Source organism: Paradesulfitobacterium ferrireducens (assembly GCF_017310645.1).
In the GTDB taxonomy this organism is placed as follows: Bacteria; Bacillota; Desulfitobacteriia; order Desulfitobacteriales; family Desulfitobacteriaceae; genus Paradesulfitobacterium; species Paradesulfitobacterium ferrireducens.
The window spans coordinates 59,300-76,680 of the sequence record NZ_JAFLRH010000009.1 but is presented as its reverse complement, the minus strand read 5'-3'; the positions used below and the strand labels follow the sequence as shown (position 1 = coordinate 76,680).

The window sequence follows — 17,381 nt, the reverse complement described above, 5'->3', positions numbered from 1 at the left end:
GCTTTACATAGTTTAATTAAACTTAGGCGATACCACCCATTTTACTGATCAGCTTGCTTACTTTAGAGTGGGCATCGGTTGCTTCATTCGCCAACCGGATGTAACGGTCTCTTAAGATATTGTGGTGAGCACGCGTTGCCAAGGTCATGTAGCCCATGGCTGCTCCGGCCACATCTTTTTCATAGTCATATAACATGTCGAGATCTGTAAAATTGCTCAAGATTATACTCCCCTTCCTTTAGACAAGATCACTTAACCCTTTGCGGATAAAATCAAGCGCATCCTCCAGCCCTTTGGCTTGATCCTTAAAAAAGGATTTGACAGAAGGATCACTGGCCATGTCGGCATAAAGCTGGCACTTCTTCAAAGCCACTTCAGTCTCGACCATACTCCGGGTTAACATGCCTTCATCAAAAATCTTCTTTTTCTCCGTATCATTGTACTGCATTAACTGACCCCCTTTTGGAACGTTCTGTTAAAAAATACATTCTCAGGTTGCGCAGTTTAGGCATAAATTATTCATTCAGCTAAGGTAATCTTCCCTAAAAACGGATAGCATGTTAGACTACAATTAATCGTATGCAAACTGAGGGGGATGTCTATGAAACTTCCGAATTTTAAGCGGGTCATGCGCGGGTACGAGCCGGAAAGCGTGGATCAGGCTTGGGCCGAAATGCAGCAACAACTGGCCGATCTCAATGCCGCGAACAAAGAATTGCGTTTACAGGTCAATAGCCTGCGCGAACAGACTCAGGAGTTCGAACACCGCTTAAAGTCCTATGTAGAAATGGAAAAAGAACTGCGTGATGCCTTGCTTAACGCCCAAAAAATAGCCAATCAGGTTCGGGAAGAAGCAGAGTCTAAGGCCGAAAAGCTCTTGGAATCCGCCCGCGCCGAAGCGGAAATGACGATTGAAGAAGCTATATCCGAAGCCGAAAGAAAAGCCGCTGAACTGGAATCTTTAATTGCCGGTCAGCGCGCTGAACTTGCGAGTTTGGAACAAGAAAAAGATGCGCTTCAAAGCGCAAAAGATTCCCTTGAACAAATGTTGGAGCAAGCAATGGCTCACCTGGAAGTTGCCGCGGCATTACTTACCAAAGAAGAAGTCATTCTTAAAGAAGATACTGAGAACCAAGACTAAAACTACAACACCAATGACAGCGACGGCTAAAAATCCCGCATTGTCTATACGAGGGTATCCTACATCTGAATGATTGTCTGCCGAAAGACCTGCCGCATGAGAATAATCTTTTACGGCGGGTTCTGTATTTTGGGCACTTAAAAGCTGCGCAGCAACCTCTTTATCCGCTGAACGCACATATAGATCCACCGCCCCGCTGCCGCTGTAAACTTTCATCACCTGAGCAAAATCCGGATAGCGTCTCACGGTCGGAATTCCCTGTTCTTCCAGAAAGCCTTGAATGATATCCGCTTCCAAATCCCCTTTGGTTGCGCATAAGAAGGACCATTCTTCCATCGGTACCCATCTCCCCCCACCTACTAAAACAGACGATTCCCTGATGTGCCGCAGCTAGTTTGGCAGCTTAAGCCCGTACTCCTGCCAGCGCCGGTCCACAAGCTTCACCGTTTCCGGATCAGGAACCAGTTCCTTGGGATACCCGGGCTTCATGCGCGCATCAATAATCATGGGTCCCTGGTAAACCAAGCGGTTGTGCTTTACCTCAGTCTTAACGTAAATATCATGGGCCGGATCAAAGCGGGTAAATACCTGCCATAAAAAGCCGGTTTGGTCTAAAGCATGCTCCAGATCATCCACTAGGATATAAAGCGGCCACTCCTTTCTGCCCTCTTCCTGCACCAAGTCAAGCAAATCTTGGGCCAGATGCTCCTGTCCGCTGAAGGCCGGAGCCTGAAGGACCAAACACCCGGGACAGAACGGCCTGGCTTCCGGAATCTGCGGCAGCTTGCCGCCGGTATACTCTTCAGGAAGCTTTTTCTTAGGTGAACCTAGACCGAGCATTACCGCTTTACTGCCATGATTCAGGCGGCGCCCGGTATAGTCCAGGGTATCCATCGAGGTTTCCGGAATAATGATAAGATCCGCTTCCGGTTCAAAACGCTCGAGAACCGTTTCCAGCAACCCTTTGAAATGGCTGAAATCAGTCGGTATATCCGTTATTAAAAGGAACTTGGTCAGGGTAAGCTGCCCTTCCCCGAGAATGCGCCAGGCATGGGCAACCGCTTCCCGGTGATAGCTTTCCCTAACCACTGCGGCAGCCAACGCATGAAACCCGGTTTCCGCATACGTCCACAAAGACTTAACTCCCGGCATTACTACCGGGAACAGCGGAGCCAGCAAGGCCTGCAAATACTCCCCAATAAAATAATCTTCCTGGCGGGGTTTGCCCACTACGGTCGCCGGGTAAATGGCATCCCGCCGCCGAAAAACAGTATGTATTTTGAAGACCGGAAAATCGTGTTCTAAGGAATAGTACCCGTAATGATCCCCAAACGGGCCTTCCGGCCGCCGGACTTTAGCCGGGACCATACCGCAGAACGCAAATTCCGCCTCGGCAATGAGCGGATGCGGGTGCGCTTCTGTCTGGACCCGGGAGAGCTTTTCCCCCATTAAAAAGGAGGTGAATATCAGCTCCGGAAGCATCTCCGGCAGAGGGGCAATGGCTGCAAGGATAAGAGCAGGCGGACCCCCCATGAAAAGAGTGACCGGGAGATCTTGACCCAGGCGCTCCGCCTCATAATGGTGGAAACCCCCGCCTTTATGTATCTGCCAGTGAATTCCGGTTTGCGCGGCCTCTTGAATGTGAATCCGGTACATCCCTAAATTATGCTCCCCGGTGGCAGGGTGCTCGGTATAGACCAAAGGCAGGGTGATGAAAGGCCCTCCGTCTTCCGGCCAGCTCGTAAGCGCCGGTAGTTTCCTCAAATCAACGGTTTGCTCCCGTACTTCCAGTACCGGAGCTTGTCCCTCTTTCACCGTGCGCAGTCCGATTTTAGTTAAGGATGTCAGCCATTCTCTTTCCTGCCACAGGGTCTTAAGACGAGGAGGTACAAGGCTTGGCAAAGCCTTGACCGCCTGTTGGACAATCCGTTCCGGCTTGGGGCCGACTGCCAAATCAACGCGCCGGCTGGTCCCGAACATATTCGTTACTACCGGAAAACTGCTCCCCTTCACCTTGGTGAATAAGAGCGCCGGCCCTTCGGCATCAATCACCCGCCGGTGAATTTCCGGCAATTCGAGATAAGGGTCAACTTCAGCCTCTATTTCTGCCAGCATCTTCTCCTGGCGCAGATAAGCCAGAAACTGGCGCAAGTTTTGATACATACGGCCACCTCGATCACTTATAAGTAAACAATGACTAGTGAGTAGACAGGATTCAGAAGACAGGAGTCAGAATAAAAGACGGAGAAAACATGTGAGAACCTATTAGTAATAATCTATAAGCTACAGAAACGTCCGGCTCCTACTTATTATATCTGGAGCCGGACTAAATTAACAGTTCCCTTTAACATCTGTTCCTTTTAACTACTGACTACTGACTACTGACTACTGAATTCTGACTCCTTCAACTTATTACTGCCTACCGAACGAATATTCCCCGCTTGACCCAATGTCTACCAGGATATGCTCTCCTTCTTTAAATTCACCCTGCAAAAGTTTGAAAGCGAGTGGGTTTTGCAGGCGCTGCTGGATTACCCGCTTCAGAGGACGGGCTCCGTAGACCGGATCATATCCTTCTTCAGCTAAGCGCATTTTGGCAGCTTCCGTCAGTTCAAGCGTGAGCTTGCGCTCCGCCAAGCGCCGGCGCAAAAGCGCAAGCTGAATATCCACAATGCGCCCGATGTGTTCTTTGGCAAGCGGATGGAAAACAATTATTTCATCGAGACGGTTCAGAAATTCCGGCCGGAAAAAATGGCGCAGTTCTTCCTGCACCCGGGAACGTAGCTCTTCCTGGTCAGTTCCCCGGTGCGTCAGTTCTTGAATCACGGGGCTGGCGATATTACTGGTGAGAATAACGACTGTATTCTTAAAGTTAACCATCCGCCCCTGTCCATCGGTCAAGCGCCCATCATCCAACAGCTGCAGGAGGACATTAAACACATCCCCATGGGCTTTTTCCACCTCATCGAACAGTATAACCGAATACGGGCGGCGGCGCACGGCCTCAGTCAACTGGCCGCCTTCCTCATATCCGACATAGCCCGGGGGGGCTCCCAGCAAGCGGGCTACGGTGTGCTTCTCCATATATTCGGACATATCGATGCGCACTAAGGCTTGCTCATCATCAAAGAGAAATTCGGCCAAGGCTCTGGCCAGTTCCGTTTTCCCGACTCCGGTAGGGCCAAGGAAAAGAAACGAACCCAGCGGCCGGTTCGGATCCTGCAAGCCGGCCCGCGCCCGCCGGACGGCATCGGCAACTGCCCGTACTGCTTCTTCCTGCCCTACCACACGCCCGTGGATGCGCTCTTCCATGTGCACAAGCTTATCCATTTCACTTTCCATCAGCTTGGTGACCGGAACATTGGTCCACTTGGCCACAACTTCAGCGACATCCTGCTCATCCACTTCCTGCTTTAAGAGAGAATTGTTCTTACTCTGCAGCTGCTCTTCCGCCTGGGCTAATTCTTTTTCCAAACTTGGCAATATCCCATACTGCAATTCAGCAGCCTTATTATAATCCAGCTGCTGCTGGGCTTGCTCCATCTGGACCCGTGCGCGTTCAATCTTTTCCTTAAGGGCCTGAATGTTGGCCAAGATCTCACGCTCTCTCTTAAGCTGGGTTTCCAGTATCTCCCGTTCTTGCTTGAGCTGTGCCAGCTCTTGTTCAATCCTTTCCAGGCGTTCCTTGCTCGATTCATCCTTTTCTTTCTTTAAAGCCTCCCGCTCGATTTCCAGCTGCATGCTGCGGCGCTTGATCTGGTCCAACTCAAAGGGGTCGCTCGTAATCTCCATGCGCATGCGCGCCGCTGCCTCATCAATAAGGTCAATCGCTTTATCCGGGAGAAATCGGTCGCTGATATAGCGGTCAGAGAGCACAGCCGCTGCAATAATCGCCGCGTCTGTGATCCGCACCCCGTGATGCGATTCATAGCGTTCTTTTAGACCCCTAAGAATCGAAATCGTGTCTTCCACCGTGGGCGCTCCCACAACCACCGGCTGAAAACGCCGTTCCAGAGCTGCATCTTTTTCAATGTGCTTGCGGTATTCATCCAGGGTGGTGGCCCCCACCATATGCAGTTCCCCGCGCGCCAGCATGGGCTTCATAATATTTCCTGCATCCATCGCCCCTTCGGCCGCCCCGGCTCCGACGACGTTATGGAGCTCATCGATAAATAAAATGACATCTTCGCGCTCTTGAACCTCTTTGAGCACGGCCTTTAAGCGCTCCTCAAATTCCCCCCGGTATTTGGCCCCTGCAATCAAAGCACCCATATCGAGGGAAAACACTTCCTTATTTTCGAGGGCCTGCGGCACATCTCCCCGCACAATCCGCTGGGCCAAACCTTCAACAATCGCCGTTTTCCCAACACCCGGTTCCCCGATCAGGACCGGATTATTCTTGGTGCGGCGCGAGAGAATCTGAATCACCCGCCTGATCTCCTCATCCCTGCCGATCACCGGGTCTAATTTACCGCGGCGGGCGTGCTCGACCAAGTTACGCCCGAAGTGTTCCAAGGCATTGTAGGTGTTTTCCGGATTCTGCCCGGTTACGCGCTGGGTTCCGCGGACTTCGCGCAAGGCCTGCAAAAGCCGCTCCCGGGTAATGCCTGCTTGCTTAAGAATCTGGGCGGCCGCACCTCCGGCTTTTTCTAAAAGCGCCAGCAAGAGATGCTCTGTACTGACATATTCATCCCCAAAGGTATCCATCTCATCATGGGCAGCGACTAAAACCGTGCGCAGGCGGGAAGAAATACCGAGCTGTACACCTGAGCCGCTGATTCGGGGCAGGCGCTGGATTTCCTGCCTAACCTTTTGGATCAAGGACCCTGGCGGAATGTTCATCTTATTTAAAACCTGGGGAACTACCCCTTCCCCTTGTTCCAATAATGCAAGCAAAAGGTGTTCAGGCTCTACTTGGGAATTCCCGTTGCGCTCCGTCAGACCTTGGGCATTGATAATCGCTTCTTGAGATTTTTGCGTAAACCGATTGGTATCAAATGACATAATTCAGCCCTCCTTCTGCTGTAATTATATTCCTTTTAAGTATGAAGGTCAATATTGGTCAGACAGTTTTTGACCAAGACTGACCTTTGAAGTTAAAAAAATTACCTCCAAAGCTTTAAAGCCTGAGGGATAATTGAAAATTTTACCGGAGCGAAACCGGGCTGCTCTCCGTCAAGTTCGAGCATTAGTTTATCCCGGCTCTGGACAGCAACCGTGCGCCCGCGATAAACGAGAACCCCCGGAACCTTAAGGTGGCTGCCGCGGTAGATTTTAGGCAAGTGCCTTAACAATTGCAGGGTAGAGAAATCCCCTAAGATTATGACATCGAATTGGCCGTCTGCCAGGTCAGCCTCGGGCGCGATCATCATCCCCCCGCCAAAATAGCGGCCATTCGCAACCATGACGCTGTTTAGCCTGCCCTCGATGACTGTTTCCCCATCAATCAGGCATTTGAAGATCTTATTGCGATAAGAGAGAATCACTTTTATGCTGGCGTATAAGAAAGAAATCTTTCCGCCCAGTACCTTACCGGTCTGATTTACCTTACCGGCGATGGCGGCACCCAGGCCCACATCCGCTACGTTCAGGAAATAGCGGGTGAGAACTTCCCCTTGTATATTTTCGTATTCGACTCGGCCTACATCAACCGGCATGATTTCGGCCCTGTTTAATACCTTCAGAAAAGAATCAAGTCCCCGTTCAATCCGCAAGGTCCGGATGAAATCACTTCCGGTACCATAAGTCAGAACGGCCAGTTCAGCCTCCTGTCTCAGAGCTTCATCTACAGAAAAGAACCCGTTCACGACCTCATTGAGCGTCCCATCCCCGCCCACAGCCATGATTCTGCGTTCCCCGCGCTCTAAGGCCGCTTGGGTTATGGACACCGCCTCCCACGGACCCGAAGTCAGGACATATTCCACAACCCAACCGGCAGCCTCAAGCTTTTCCCGAAAAGTTAACCACAACTTCCCTGTACGTCCGCTGGCCGAGGCGGGATTCACAACGGCGAACCATCTCTTTTTTTCCATTATTCTAGCTTGATCAGGATTTTGTTTTCTATCATAGTCATTTTCTTTCACTTGAACTATCTCTTCTCTTTAATTTTACTATCTGCTAAACTTCTTGCACACGGGCCAGGATGTCCTCTTTTACCCGCTGCAGGGTTTCCTCTAAACCTTCCCGCTTTTCCTCTTTGATTGAAAAGTAAAATTTGATCTTTGGTTCCGTTCCGGAAGGGCGCGCCATCACAAAACCGCCGCCGCGAAAGGAAAAGCGCAGGACATCCGAGCGCGGCAGGGTAAGAATGGATACTTCTCCGGTCTCCCATCTTTTGCCGAAGCGCTGCTCATAGTCATCAATCCGTTCAACCGGAATCCCACCGATCTCCCTAAACTCGAGCGAACGCAAGTGGTGCATAATCTTAGCCATTTGCTCTTTTCCTTCGATTCCCTCCAGGGTAAAGGACTTCTGATCTTCGATATAATACCCGAACCGGGTGTAGATGTCTTCAATTACGTCCAGGAGGGTGCGTCCCCCGTTTATTTTGTAATAAAGCGCTGCTTCAGCCAAGAGAACCGCTGCGATAATTCCGTCTTTATCCCGTACAAACGTCCCCGCCAAGTAGCCGTAGCTTTCTTCAAAGCCGAACTGGAACTGTCCCCAGCCCTCTTCTTCCATTTCATGGACTTTTTCGGCGATAAACTTAAAACCGGTCAGCACATTTTCCACTTTGACCTTGAACGAACGGGCCACCTCATCCGCTAAGTCGGTTGAAGCAATGGTTTTAATCACGGCGGCCTTCGCAGGGAGCGTTCCCAACGCTTGCTTCTGCCCAAGAATATAATGCATAAGAATGACTCCGGCCTGATTCCCGGTCAGCTGAACATAGGAACCGTCTCCGGCCCGGACCGCAACTCCCAGCCTGTCCGCATCCGGGTCCGTGGCTAAGATAAGATCCGCCCCTTGCTCCAGGGCATAGGAACGGGCTAAATCAAAAGTAGAAGGGATCTCTGGATTAGGAAAAGGAACTGTGGTAAATTCCGAGTCAGGCTTCTCTTGCTCAGGTACTACAAAAACAGAATGAAAACCGGCCTGGGCCAAAGCCTTGCGCACCAGCATCGTTCCTGCACCGTGCAGAGGGGTGTAAATGATTTTAAGTTTATTCCCGGATTTTAGATTCAGTTCCGGATGAATGGATAACGTCTGTACTTTCTTTAAGTAAGCCCGGTCTATTTCCTCTCCGATCATGACCAGAAGCTTCTGCCGGCGAGCCTCGTCTTCCGCCAGGGGTTCAATCCCCAACCAATCTTCCCGTTCCTGAATCTTAGCCAGGATGCGGTTAGCCTGCTCGGGCGGGACTTGCCCCCCGTCTTCCCAGTATACTTTATACCCGTTATATTCTTTGGGGTTATGGCTGGCCGTGATCACAATTCCTGCCAAGGTATGTAAATGCCGGACGGCAAAAGACAACTCCGGGGTTGGGCGCAGGGATTCAAATAGATAGGCTTTAATTCCGTTGCGGGCCAGTACCAGGGCGGCCTCCCGCGCAAATTCCGGGGAGAAGCGGCGTGAATCATAAGCAATTACAACTCCTCTTTCCCTGCCCCGCTGTCCATATTCCGCGATCAGATCAGCCAACCCCTGTGTCACTTTGCGCACTACATATTTATTCATGCGGTTTCTGCCGGCAGCCAGAATTCCTCTTAATCCTCCTGTACCGAACTCCAGATCAGTATAAAACCGGTCTTCGATTTCTTTCGGGTCTTGCAACCGGGAAAGCTCAGCCCTTGTTTCCTCGTCAAAATAGGGATTCTCCGCCCAAAGCTTATACCTTTCTTGGATCATGTAATTTCTCCTTTCTGATTAAGATTAGGAAAAACCCTCAGCTCTCAGCTGAGGGGCATAAAGGTATTATACCACAATTAAGTTAACAGTTCAGTAACTGCCTGTTTCACTTCTGCAAAAGCCGTAGCATGGCGCCTAATCTCCCCTGCGTCATCCACTCCCTTATACAGGCAGTCCCCGGCATATTTTATGTCAAACATATTGAAAAATGTTTGAACCGTTTTCTTGGCGCAATCAAAAACTTCTTCCCGATTCGTTCCGGCGGCGGAAAAAAACAGTCCCCGCCGCGGCAGGCGGGACGGATCTTCAATGATTGGCTGTTTAAGCAGATATTTCTTGGCCCAGAAGGGCTGCATCCGGTCGACCATCGCCTTAGTCTGAGCATTCACCCCCATAAAAAATATGGGAGCTGCGAGAATGATGCGGTCGGCCGCAACCAGGCGTTCCGACAGCACCTGGATATCATCTTTGAACTTGCATATTCCTTTGACTGAACAAGCATTGCACCCTTGGCACTGGGAAAAATCAAGCTCAGTGACATAAACTGTTTCCCCTCTATGTCCAAGCGCTCGCACCTGTTCCATGGCATGATGCAGCAGAATAGTTGTATTGCCGTGTCGGCGCGGGCTGCAGGCGAGCCCCAAAACCGATAATTCCATCTTAATCTCTCCCTTCTGCTAGGAACATCCCCAGCTTCCAGGGTATTTATACAAACGGCAATTAGAAGTCCAGGGCCATTTCATATTGAGCTGCAAAGGGTTCCAGGCTTATAGAACTTAGGAAATTAGCTAAAGCATCCACAGGCTGGTTGCGTAAAATCTGTCCTTCGATACTCGGAAAAAACTGTCTCAGGTTGGCCGCGCTCTTGACATCCACGCTCCAGGTGTCGAGCAAAACTTTGCCCGCACCTGAAACCAGCACTCCCATCCGCCCCGCGTCTTCAAGGTAAGCAGTAAGATCCGGATACCGCCTGAGACAGCTTTCCCGGCGCTGCCACGAAGGGGAGAATCCGCTCTGGATCCGGACGCCAAAATAATCATCAAGGGGAACTTTTCTTAAAGAACCCGGAACCAACTTCTGATTTACTATAGAATTGGTGCGTTCGAATCGGTAGATATGAAGAGGCCTTTGATAGCGAAACCCAGTTGCAGCATACACGCGCTGTGCAAAATTATCCGTGAGTACTTCTAGCTGAATGCGCTTTAGCCCCAAACGCTGCGCCACCGCCATCTCTGCTTTGATCAGAGGTGCGAACAGACCATGCCCGCGATATTCTGGGGCGATCGCCGCGCCGGCCAGCCATCCTTGCCTGCCCTCAAGCGCCAACAGTGCCAACCCCACGGCCCTGCCACCGACTTTGAGCAGCAAGGAAGCCGGCAAAGACACCCCCACTAACTCCAACCATACGCGCATCTGGTCGGGTGTATACTTAAAATTGAAAGTATACCCCTGCCAGCACCGGTTCCAGATATGGGTCAACTCGGATAAAGAAGTGCTATTTATACTTTCAAATGTGTAATTCATGAATCCTTTTTTCTCCTAAAACAATCTTCCCGAGAAAATTAAAAAACCCAGGAACACCGCCTGCATCGTGACCAGCCAGGCCAAAGCATCCCAGATGCGGCCCGTACCCCAAAACTTAAGGGTTTTGTTCTTACGCTCCAGGTAATCAAACCCAATCATGAGCAAGGCGTGATAAAAACCATAGGCAATGTATTGAAGCTGAGTTCCGTGCCAGATGCCCATGATCCCGAATAACAATAGATATCCGAGATAGGAAATGGTATAGCGGTTTTTGAACAATTTGCGTTTGGTCGCCCAAAAGACAAAACGCATGTAGATATAGTCCCGAAACCAATAGGAAAGAGACATATGCCAGCGATTCCAAAAATCTTTAATACTCTTGGAGATAAAAGGATACTTAAAGTTTTCCGGTGTGTTAATCCCAAGAATGTAGCTGACCCCAACCGCAAACGCACTATAGCCGGCAAAATCAAAAAAGAGGTACAAACCATAGGCGTACATATAATTAAGATCAGCTTGGAAGCCGGAGGCTTGGGCCAGCGGCCCCATCCATTTGAGGTTGATCAAATAGGCAATCACAAATTTATAGAGAAAACCTCTAAAGATAAAATCAATGCCAAGGGTTAAAAAGCCTCCATACTCTTGCCTGGAGAGCGGTTTTCTTAAATCAGTCAGGAAGTGGCGATACCGGTCAATCGGCCCGGAAGCCACCGTCGGAAAGAATAAAACAAAACTCATAAAGTCCAGGAGCTTAATCTCTTGAATCAGGCCATCCCTAACCTCTATAATGGTGCCGACGACCCGGAAGGTCAGGTAGGAAATACCCAAAAAACCGATTCCGGTATGCAAGAAGCCAGCCTTGACCAGGCTCGGGCTTAATTTTACCAAAGCTAAGGGTAAAATGGTTAAGCAAACGGCCAGATAAAAGACCCAGCTTTGGTTGTGACATGTTTTCCTCGTGCGATAATAAAGGTAAACCCGAACGAGGAACCATTCCCCCACAAAGAAGGCAGCGATTTGCATGAGAACACTGAGCGGACGGGCAATCAGCAGAAGCATGCCTAGGGTGGACAGGAATATCCAAGCTGAACGAATTCTGGCTGGGGCTCCCCCGAGCCCAAGCAGTATGGCGGGAAACAGCGGCACTAAAAGGTACAGAAAGAACTGGAAACTCTCGTATGGGACCATTAGTTACCCTCCGCCAGGGCGCGCCGGTCTACTTTACCGTTGGCAGTCATCGGCATTTTTTCAAGAAAGCGCAGCCGCCGCGGGATCATATACTCCGGCAGGTATTGCTTAAGCTGCTGCCTCATCTCCTGGCCGGCGTCAAATTCATCCATAATTGCCTTTTTCGTGGTCACAAAGGCCTGTAAATACTCGATTTTCTCCCGTTTTACCACCGGGAGGACCACCGCATTTTCCACCCATTCAATTTTGCGCAGATTTTCCTCTATATCCCCCAGTTCAATGCGGTACCCGTGAAGCTTCACCTGAAAATCGAGACGCCCATAGAAAAACAAAAGGCCATCTTTCCAAGCGCCGGCATCTCCGGTACGATAGGCTTGCCAGAATACACCCTCTTCTTCCCAACTGAAAAAGGCTCTTTTTGTTTGTTCCGGATTATTCAGGTAGCCAATGCTTACATTAGGGCCAGCGATCACAATTTCTCCCCGTTCTCCATCTTCAAGCATATCGGGAGCGGCAGTCAGCATCCCGCAGCACGCTTGTATATGTTCCGACAGACGATCTGAGTCGCAGATGATTAGTCTGCTATCCGGCTTGCATGCACCTACCGGCAGGGGATTGAACTGCTCCAGGATATCTGACGTAATTGAAATTGTAGTCGCGGCAACCGTTGCTTCGGTCGGACCGTAAAGATTTTCTACGACCGCTTGAGGAAAGCGGCTTTTAAGCTTGGAGGCGCAATCATGAGTTAACACTTCTCCACAGAAAAGGAAGCGTTTGAGGTTAGGTAGAAGGCTTTGCTCAAATTTGCGGTCAAGCAGACAGAAATCCGCAAACGAAGGAGTGGATACCCAGAAACTGACTCGTGAGTTTGCGAGGGACTCAAATAATTCCCTGTGGCTGGCGATCTGGGTTTTATCTATACTCCAGAGTGTTCCGCCCGTACTCAAGGCCATGTACAAATCCATGACCGAGAGGTCAAACGAGAAAGGGGCCTGATTCAAAAACACTTCTTGTTGCTCCTGAGGCGCATAGGCTGAATTCACCCACTTAAGGAAGCTTTCTAAGGCTTTGAGAGGTATTTGCACTCCTTTAGGGATGCCGGTACTACCGGAAGTATAAATAATATAGTAAACTTCCTCTGACTGCACAAAAATCTCTGAAGGAACCGTTTGCCCGAGAAAGTCCGCGTAAACTTCAGGAGAGTTCAGCTCCATGTTCTCAATGATTTTTAGGTCAAAGTTAAAAATTTCCCCGGGAACGGTCTGGGGAGAGAGGATTAACTTAGCTTGTGAGGAACGGATGATTTGCTGCAGACGGTCACCCGGTACTGAAGTGTCAACCGGAATATACGGGTTACCGGATTTTACCGCAGCCAAAAAAGAAACCAGCATTTCATTTTCCTTGTGTCCATATACAATAACCGGCGTCTGGCGTAAAATGTCATGTTCACGATAATATTGGCTAATCCAGGCTGCCAGGGCATCCGAATGCTCTTTCAGAGCCCCGTAGGTGATTATGTGATCCCGGTATTGATGCGCAACATGATTCATGCCTTTCCGTGACCATGAATCAATAGTTTCGATTAGCATGTAATCACAATCCTTATGTTTTTAGAAATTGTTGTAAATAAAAGGAGCCGTATTATGCTGCTTAAGTACAAAGTACAGAAAGAAAAGAGCCAGGAGAATGAGATAGTAATACCCCGCTTTCACCGTCCAGAAAGTGACGGAGCCCCATTTACTGTGAATGAAAGAATTCATCCAGTGCCTGATCAATATAAACCCATCCTTTCCAGCCGACATGCATGATATCCTGCAAAAAGTAGGACTCATACTCTTTATTGGAAAAGTCTGCCACCCGAAACCCTTGCTCGCTGATCATATTCTTGACCCGGGTATAATACCCATTTCTTTCCTTAGCCGGGAATCCGGTATAATCATACCAAAACCCGTTGACCGGGACAATGACAAATAAGGCTTGGGCCCCTTGTTCTTTTAACACTGTAAGCAGGAGGCTTAAATCCTGATATTCTGGAGAGGGGTAGGTTCTCGCATTCTTGGAGGCATTCTTTGCGGAAGCTAAATTCGGTTTAACATAAGTTAAATAGTAATCATCCTTGACCCCGAACGGGTTATTGCTGACGGAGGCCTGTCCTTTGGCTGAAGCCGCGTTAAGATAGGTACTCCATGGCTGCAGCTTTGGAGGGGGGGAGGATGTTAGATTGTTTTTTAGGGATTGCTTAACTTTCCATAGATAAATAGCACTTTTGATACTGTCTTTTATTTGCAAGCCTGCATATTCGATTTGACCCAGAGAGCGGTACACTGGATAAGTAAACCGGGTATTGGCGTCATCATCAGCCCCAACGGATGTAAGTAAACCGGTCAGGAAAGGGTAACTTGCCAAAGAATCGTGAAAATCCAGCAGGCGCTTGGCGATTTGCTTTTTGGTTGCAGCCGGCAGGTTTCGGTTAAATAGTAAGTCATAAGTTTGAAGAGCAGAAAAATTGCTTGCAAAATAATCAGAGGAAAGCCCTTCAGGCGAAAACCATTGGAGCGAAAGGACGATGGCTACCTTTTTCCCCTGTAAGGACTTGGCTTGGGAAGCAATATTTATTGTATGAATAAGATCCTGGCATCCACCTCTCCCAATCAGAAACGGGTAGAATCCTGTCGGTTCTCCGGCAAACAGGCTCGAAGGATGGAACTCGGACCAGGCGGAGAATTCCGATGAACCATACACGGTGAAGGTATCATCCCGCGCGGCGATGAGATCCCGAATAACAGTTCCTTTAAAAACATCCGTGTTTTGAGCAGCGGCAATTCCTTGGACCATCCGTTCATCAAACAAATACCTCTGTACTGCCCACCGGCTGAGCGGTCCGCCATAAAGGATTGTCAGCACCAATAACAGAAGGGCAGCCAAAGCGGGGCTTAAGCGTCTGAAAAGTCCCATTTAACCGACTCGCCCCTCCAGGTAACTGATGATTTTATTGGGCGTGGCCCACATTTCCCGTTCAACCTCTGTCGGTGCAATATCGATCTGCAATTGCTCATTGATTTCCATAAAAAGCTGTATAACTCCAAAAGAGTCTAATAGTCCGCTGTCGAAGAGCTCGACCTCCGGATTTCGAATGACCTCATCTGACCCGGTGATTTCTGCCAGGATGTCTAGAATTTTTTCCCGTATCATGGTTAATTAATAACCCCTTTTCTCTTAAATATTATCTAAACGCATGGAGTAACCTTAAATTAAAAATCCGGAATTTAATCCTTACATTAATTTACACCAAACCTGCCTATTACTCATGTATTGTATCCAAATTCTTGTACATTTTCAACCAAACTATATTCCAAAAGAAAAAAGGCTTTGATTCAAAGCCCCTGCTCCATGATCAATTTGTCTCCGACAATTGTTCCGCTTAACTCGGCCCAACCCGCCGGGAATTCAATCGCTGAAGATGCACCCTTAACATTCGGAGATATACGCATCGGTTCAAGTTCATCCGCAATCGCGCATACAAACCCTTTTTGGTCCAAAAACCAAACGGAAAGCGGAAACCTCATCCCCAGCATATGCACCTGATGACAGGGGAACAACCATAGTCCTTCTCCCTCTTCGAGTCCGGACTTGCCTAAAAGCCCTTTCAGTCTGAGCCAGAACGTATCCGCCTTAATGACTTTCGTACCGACCCACTTCCCGGTCCGTTCATTTCGGACTTGAACAAACTGTTTTTTACTCGGCACTTTGATCCCACCCATCCTTGAATTCACTGGCTCCTAAACATCTGCAGGATTTGAATCACAGCCGGCCCGAGAATAATAATAAAAATCCCCGGGAAAACAAAGAACACCAAAGGAATCATCATTTTAACCGGGGCTTTTTGAGCCTTTTCCTCTGCCCGCTGCCGGTGCTTCTGCCTAATTTGCGCAGCCTGGTTGCGCAAAACCCCGCCAATAGAGATTCCCAGCTGGTCGGCCTGGACCAGGGAAGCCACCACATTGCTTAAATCCTCCACCTGGTTGCGGCGGCTTAAATCGCGCAACGCTTCGCGGCGCGGCCTGCCCATTTTTATCTCTTGCAGGACGCGTAAAAATTCCTCCGCCAGCACTCCCCTTTGCTTTTCCACCACTTTAAGGAGCGCGGCATCAAAGCCGAGGCCGGCTTCCACGCTAACGGTCAAGAGGTCAAGCACATCAGGCAGGCAGTTAATTATCGCTTTTTGACGCTCATTCGCTTTGGCCTTTAACCACGATTCCGGAAATAAATAACCGAGCAAGAAGCCGGCCGCTCCCATTTCTATCCGCCAGAACAACGATTTGTGCTCCAGGCCGACGATAAGGACCAAGATCAAGGCTAAGGCCACCCCTAAGGCATAACGCAGTCCTTGCCATTCTACACTTCCCCATTGTCCGGAAAGCCCGGCCGCACTAAGATTGGCTTCCGTTTTCACTCTTTGTCCCCGGGGTGCAACCCGGGCCAAATTCGCGGCTAATTTGTGCAAAAGCGGACGCACTATTCTCTCCCTTAAAGATTTTATCTCCTCCGGCTGGCTTTCAATCTGCCCGAGTGCCCGCAGTATCCTTTCCTGGAAGAGGTTTTGTTCGTTTTTCCCTTCACGCAGGGCCAAAAGAGTAAAGGTAACACTCCCAAATACCCCAGCAGCCGCCATCCACTCCAGCATTCCTTATCCGCTCCTCTCCACTGAAAGGTTACACCTCGATCGATATGATCCGCCGGATAACAATGAAACCGATAATCTGGGACACCAGGCCTCCGCCGAGCATGGCCAGGCCCAAGGGTTCCGTAACCAGAAGCTTTAGATAACTGGGATTGATGACCATCAAAATTCCGGCAATGGCAAACGGCAGGCCTGCAATGATATATCCTGACGTTCTCCCCTGGGCCGTCAGCGTTTTAACTTCTTGCTGAATCCGAATCCGGTCTTGAATAGTGGCATGAATATTAAGCAAAACCTCTGCCAGGTTGCCCCCCACCTGACGCTGGATTAAGATGGCTGTTACCAGTAAATCCAGGTCATCGCTCCCAACCCGCTCAGATAAACGAAGCAACGCTTCTTCAGTCGGGGTACCGTAAGTCATTTCTCTTAGAGTGACTTGAAACTCGGCTGCAATCGGGTCGGGCATTTCCCGGCTCACCATCTCCATCGCCTGCAGCAGGCTAAAACCTGCTTTCAAAGAATTGGCCAATATTAGCAGCGCGTCAGCCAATTGATTGCTGAAACTCTTGCGTTTTCGTTTCTGGGCACTGCGGAGCCAAACCCTGGGCAGGATTAAGCCAAGCGACCCGGCGACAACCCCGGCATACACTTTAGATGTCAGAGCGAGGCCGAGTCCTGCCCCCACAAATACCAGAAACCCTTCCAGGACAAGCAATTCTCCCCCTTTGAGAGGAATCCCCGCGCGCACCAGTTCATGATCAAGGCGTTCCGTCCAACTGCGCGGTGCCCAGCGCCCTAAAGCACTTAAGATCTCCTTCAAGCTTCTGTTAGTGCGGCCGGGGTTCAACGGAGCTCTCCAAGCGGTAAACTTACGCAGTTTATCATCCAGGGACGGCTCCCGGCGCAAGATTAAACTGACTCCGACATAAACGGAGATAAAAATTGATACCGTGGTTAAAAACAAAGTTAAACGCAAAAATTCTTCCGGCATCGGGCCTG

18 protein-coding genes are annotated in these 17,381 nt (G+C 49.6%); 1 reads left to right on the top strand and 17 read right to left on the bottom strand.

What is annotated here, in order from left to right:
• Positions 1 to 22: 22 nt before the first annotated feature.
• On the bottom strand, positions 23 to 220 hold the full coding sequence (locus J0X21_RS03610; protein WP_206810837.1) for a spore coat protein: 198 nt from the start codon (positions 218 to 220) through the stop codon (positions 23 to 25).
• 18 nt (positions 221 to 238) lie between these two features.
• Positions 239 to 448 (bottom strand): hypothetical protein, encoded by a 210-nt coding sequence (locus tag J0X21_RS03605; protein ID WP_206810832.1) that lies wholly within the window; start codon positions 446 to 448, stop codon positions 239 to 241.
• A 153-nt stretch (positions 449 to 601) separates the two neighbouring features.
• Between J0X21_RS03605 and J0X21_RS03600 the strand changes: the two genes are divergently transcribed.
• Positions 602 to 1,141, top strand: coding sequence for a DivIVA domain-containing protein (locus J0X21_RS03600; RefSeq protein WP_206810830.1), 540 nt, complete (start codon positions 602 to 604; stop codon positions 1,139 to 1,141).
• Here J0X21_RS03600 and J0X21_RS03595 read toward each other — a convergent pair.
• The 15 genes from J0X21_RS03595 to J0X21_RS03525 form a co-directional block, all read right to left on the bottom strand.
• A complete protein-coding gene (locus tag J0X21_RS03595) occupies positions 1,088 to 1,477 on the bottom strand; it encodes a putative signal transducing protein (protein ID WP_206810827.1) in 390 nt (129 codons plus the stop codon). The two genes, J0X21_RS03600 and J0X21_RS03595, sit on opposite strands and share 54 nt — an antisense overlap.
• A 54-nt stretch (positions 1,478 to 1,531) precedes the next feature.
• On the bottom strand, positions 1,532 to 3,304 hold the full coding sequence (locus J0X21_RS03590; RefSeq protein ID WP_206810825.1) for a UbiD family decarboxylase: 1,773 nt from the start codon (positions 3,302 to 3,304) through the stop codon (positions 1,532 to 1,534).
• A 249-nt stretch (positions 3,305 to 3,553) separates the two neighbouring features.
• Complete coding sequence (clpB, locus tag J0X21_RS03585; RefSeq protein WP_206810821.1) at positions 3,554 to 6,145, bottom strand: ATP-dependent chaperone ClpB; 2,592 nt, start codon at positions 6,143 to 6,145, stop codon at positions 3,554 to 3,556.
• A gap of 101 nt (positions 6,146 to 6,246) precedes the next feature.
• Positions 6,247 to 7,224 carry a diacylglycerol/lipid kinase family protein gene (locus J0X21_RS03580; RefSeq protein WP_328812191.1) on the bottom strand — a complete coding sequence of 326 codons (978 nt, stop codon included), beginning with the start codon at positions 7,222 to 7,224 and terminating at the stop codon, positions 6,247 to 6,249.
• 34 nt (positions 7,225 to 7,258) lie between these two features.
• Positions 7,259 to 8,989 (bottom strand): phospho-sugar mutase, encoded by a 1,731-nt coding sequence (locus J0X21_RS03575; protein ID WP_206810820.1) that lies wholly within the window; start codon positions 8,987 to 8,989, stop codon positions 7,259 to 7,261.
• Between the two features lie 77 nt (positions 8,990 to 9,066).
• Complete coding sequence (locus J0X21_RS03570) at positions 9,067 to 9,648, bottom strand: flavodoxin family protein (protein WP_206810818.1); 582 nt, start codon at positions 9,646 to 9,648, stop codon at positions 9,067 to 9,069.
• A gap of 61 nt (positions 9,649 to 9,709) precedes the next feature.
• Positions 9,710 to 10,513 (bottom strand): GNAT family N-acetyltransferase, encoded by an 804-nt coding sequence (locus J0X21_RS03565; RefSeq protein WP_206810817.1) that lies wholly within the window; start codon positions 10,511 to 10,513, stop codon positions 9,710 to 9,712.
• Between the two features lie 15 nt (positions 10,514 to 10,528).
• Positions 10,529 to 11,701 (bottom strand): D-alanyl-lipoteichoic acid biosynthesis protein DltB, encoded by a 1,173-nt coding sequence (gene dltB, locus J0X21_RS03560; RefSeq protein WP_206810815.1) that lies wholly within the window; start codon positions 11,699 to 11,701, stop codon positions 10,529 to 10,531.
• On the bottom strand, positions 11,701 to 13,290 hold the full coding sequence (gene dltA / locus J0X21_RS03555) for a D-alanine--poly(phosphoribitol) ligase subunit DltA (protein ID WP_206810812.1): 1,590 nt from the start codon (positions 13,288 to 13,290) through the stop codon (positions 11,701 to 11,703). The genes dltB and dltA overlap by 1 nt, the downstream gene beginning before the upstream one ends.
• 21 nt (positions 13,291 to 13,311) lie before the next feature.
• The gene (gene dltX, locus J0X21_RS16165; RefSeq protein ID WP_407947624.1) at positions 13,312 to 13,461 is read right to left on the bottom strand and encodes a teichoic acid D-Ala incorporation-associated protein DltX; all 150 of its coding nucleotides are present in this window, start codon (positions 13,459 to 13,461) and stop codon (positions 13,312 to 13,314) included.
• Complete coding sequence (dltD, locus tag J0X21_RS03545; RefSeq protein ID WP_206810809.1) at positions 13,439 to 14,656, bottom strand: D-alanyl-lipoteichoic acid biosynthesis protein DltD; 1,218 nt, start codon at positions 14,654 to 14,656, stop codon at positions 13,439 to 13,441. Before dltD ends, dltX begins: the two co-directional genes overlap by 23 nt.
• On the bottom strand, positions 14,657 to 14,893 hold the full coding sequence (gene dltC, locus J0X21_RS03540) for a D-alanine--poly(phosphoribitol) ligase subunit DltC (protein ID WP_206810799.1): 237 nt from the start codon (positions 14,891 to 14,893) through the stop codon (positions 14,657 to 14,659).
• 182 nt (positions 14,894 to 15,075) lie between these two features.
• A complete protein-coding gene (locus J0X21_RS03535; protein WP_206810794.1) occupies positions 15,076 to 15,447 on the bottom strand; it encodes a DUF192 domain-containing protein in 372 nt (123 codons plus the stop codon).
• Between the two features lie 23 nt (positions 15,448 to 15,470).
• A complete protein-coding gene (locus J0X21_RS03530) occupies positions 15,471 to 16,385 on the bottom strand; it encodes a type II secretion system F family protein (protein WP_236006054.1) in 915 nt (304 codons plus the stop codon).
• A gap of 28 nt (positions 16,386 to 16,413) precedes the next feature.
• On the bottom strand, positions 16,414 to 17,373 hold the full coding sequence (locus J0X21_RS03525) for a type II secretion system F family protein (RefSeq protein WP_206810792.1): 960 nt from the start codon (positions 17,371 to 17,373) through the stop codon (positions 16,414 to 16,416).
• Between the last annotated feature and the right edge of the window lie 8 nt (positions 17,374 to 17,381).

Bases quoted from the DNA above. Each gene is read 5' to 3' on its own strand.
- J0X21_RS03525 (WP_206810792.1), bottom strand. From the start codon at position 17,373: ATGCCGGAAGAATTTTTGCGTTTAACTTTGTTTTTAACCACGGTATCA.
- J0X21_RS03570 (WP_206810818.1), bottom strand. From the start codon at position 9,648: ATGGAATTATCGGTTTTGGGGCTCGCCTGCAGCCCGCGCCGACACGGC.
- clpB (WP_206810821.1), bottom strand. From the start codon at position 6,145: ATGTCATTTGATACCAATCGGTTTACGCAAAAATCTCAAGAAGCGATT.
- J0X21_RS03605 (WP_206810832.1), bottom strand. From the start codon at position 448: ATGCAGTACAATGATACGGAGAAAAAGAAGATTTTTGATGAAGGCATG.
- dltD (WP_206810809.1), bottom strand. From the start codon at position 14,656: ATGGGACTTTTCAGACGCTTAAGCCCCGCTTTGGCTGCCCTTCTGTTA.
- J0X21_RS03565 (WP_206810817.1), bottom strand. From the start codon at position 10,513: ATGAATTACACATTTGAAAGTATAAATAGCACTTCTTTATCCGAGTTG.
- J0X21_RS03530 (WP_236006054.1), bottom strand. From the start codon at position 16,385: ATGCTGGAGTGGATGGCGGCTGCTGGGGTATTTGGGAGTGTTACCTTT.
- J0X21_RS03595 (WP_206810827.1), bottom strand. From the start codon at position 1,477: ATGGAAGAATGGTCCTTCTTATGCGCAACCAAAGGGGATTTGGAAGCG.
- J0X21_RS03590 (WP_206810825.1), bottom strand. From the start codon at position 3,304: ATGTATCAAAACTTGCGCCAGTTTCTGGCTTATCTGCGCCAGGAGAAG.
- dltX (WP_407947624.1), bottom strand. From the start codon at position 13,461: ATGAATTCTTTCATTCACAGTAAATGGGGCTCCGTCACTTTCTGGACG.
- dltA (WP_206810812.1), bottom strand. From the start codon at position 13,290: ATGCTAATCGAAACTATTGATTCATGGTCACGGAAAGGCATGAATCAT.
- J0X21_RS03600 (WP_206810830.1), top strand. From the start codon at position 602: ATGAAACTTCCGAATTTTAAGCGGGTCATGCGCGGGTACGAGCCGGAA.
- J0X21_RS03575 (WP_206810820.1), bottom strand. From the start codon at position 8,989: ATGATCCAAGAAAGGTATAAGCTTTGGGCGGAGAATCCCTATTTTGAC.
- dltC (WP_206810799.1), bottom strand. From the start codon at position 14,893: ATGATACGGGAAAAAATTCTAGACATCCTGGCAGAAATCACCGGGTCA.
- dltB (WP_206810815.1), bottom strand. From the start codon at position 11,701: ATGGTCCCATACGAGAGTTTCCAGTTCTTTCTGTACCTTTTAGTGCCG.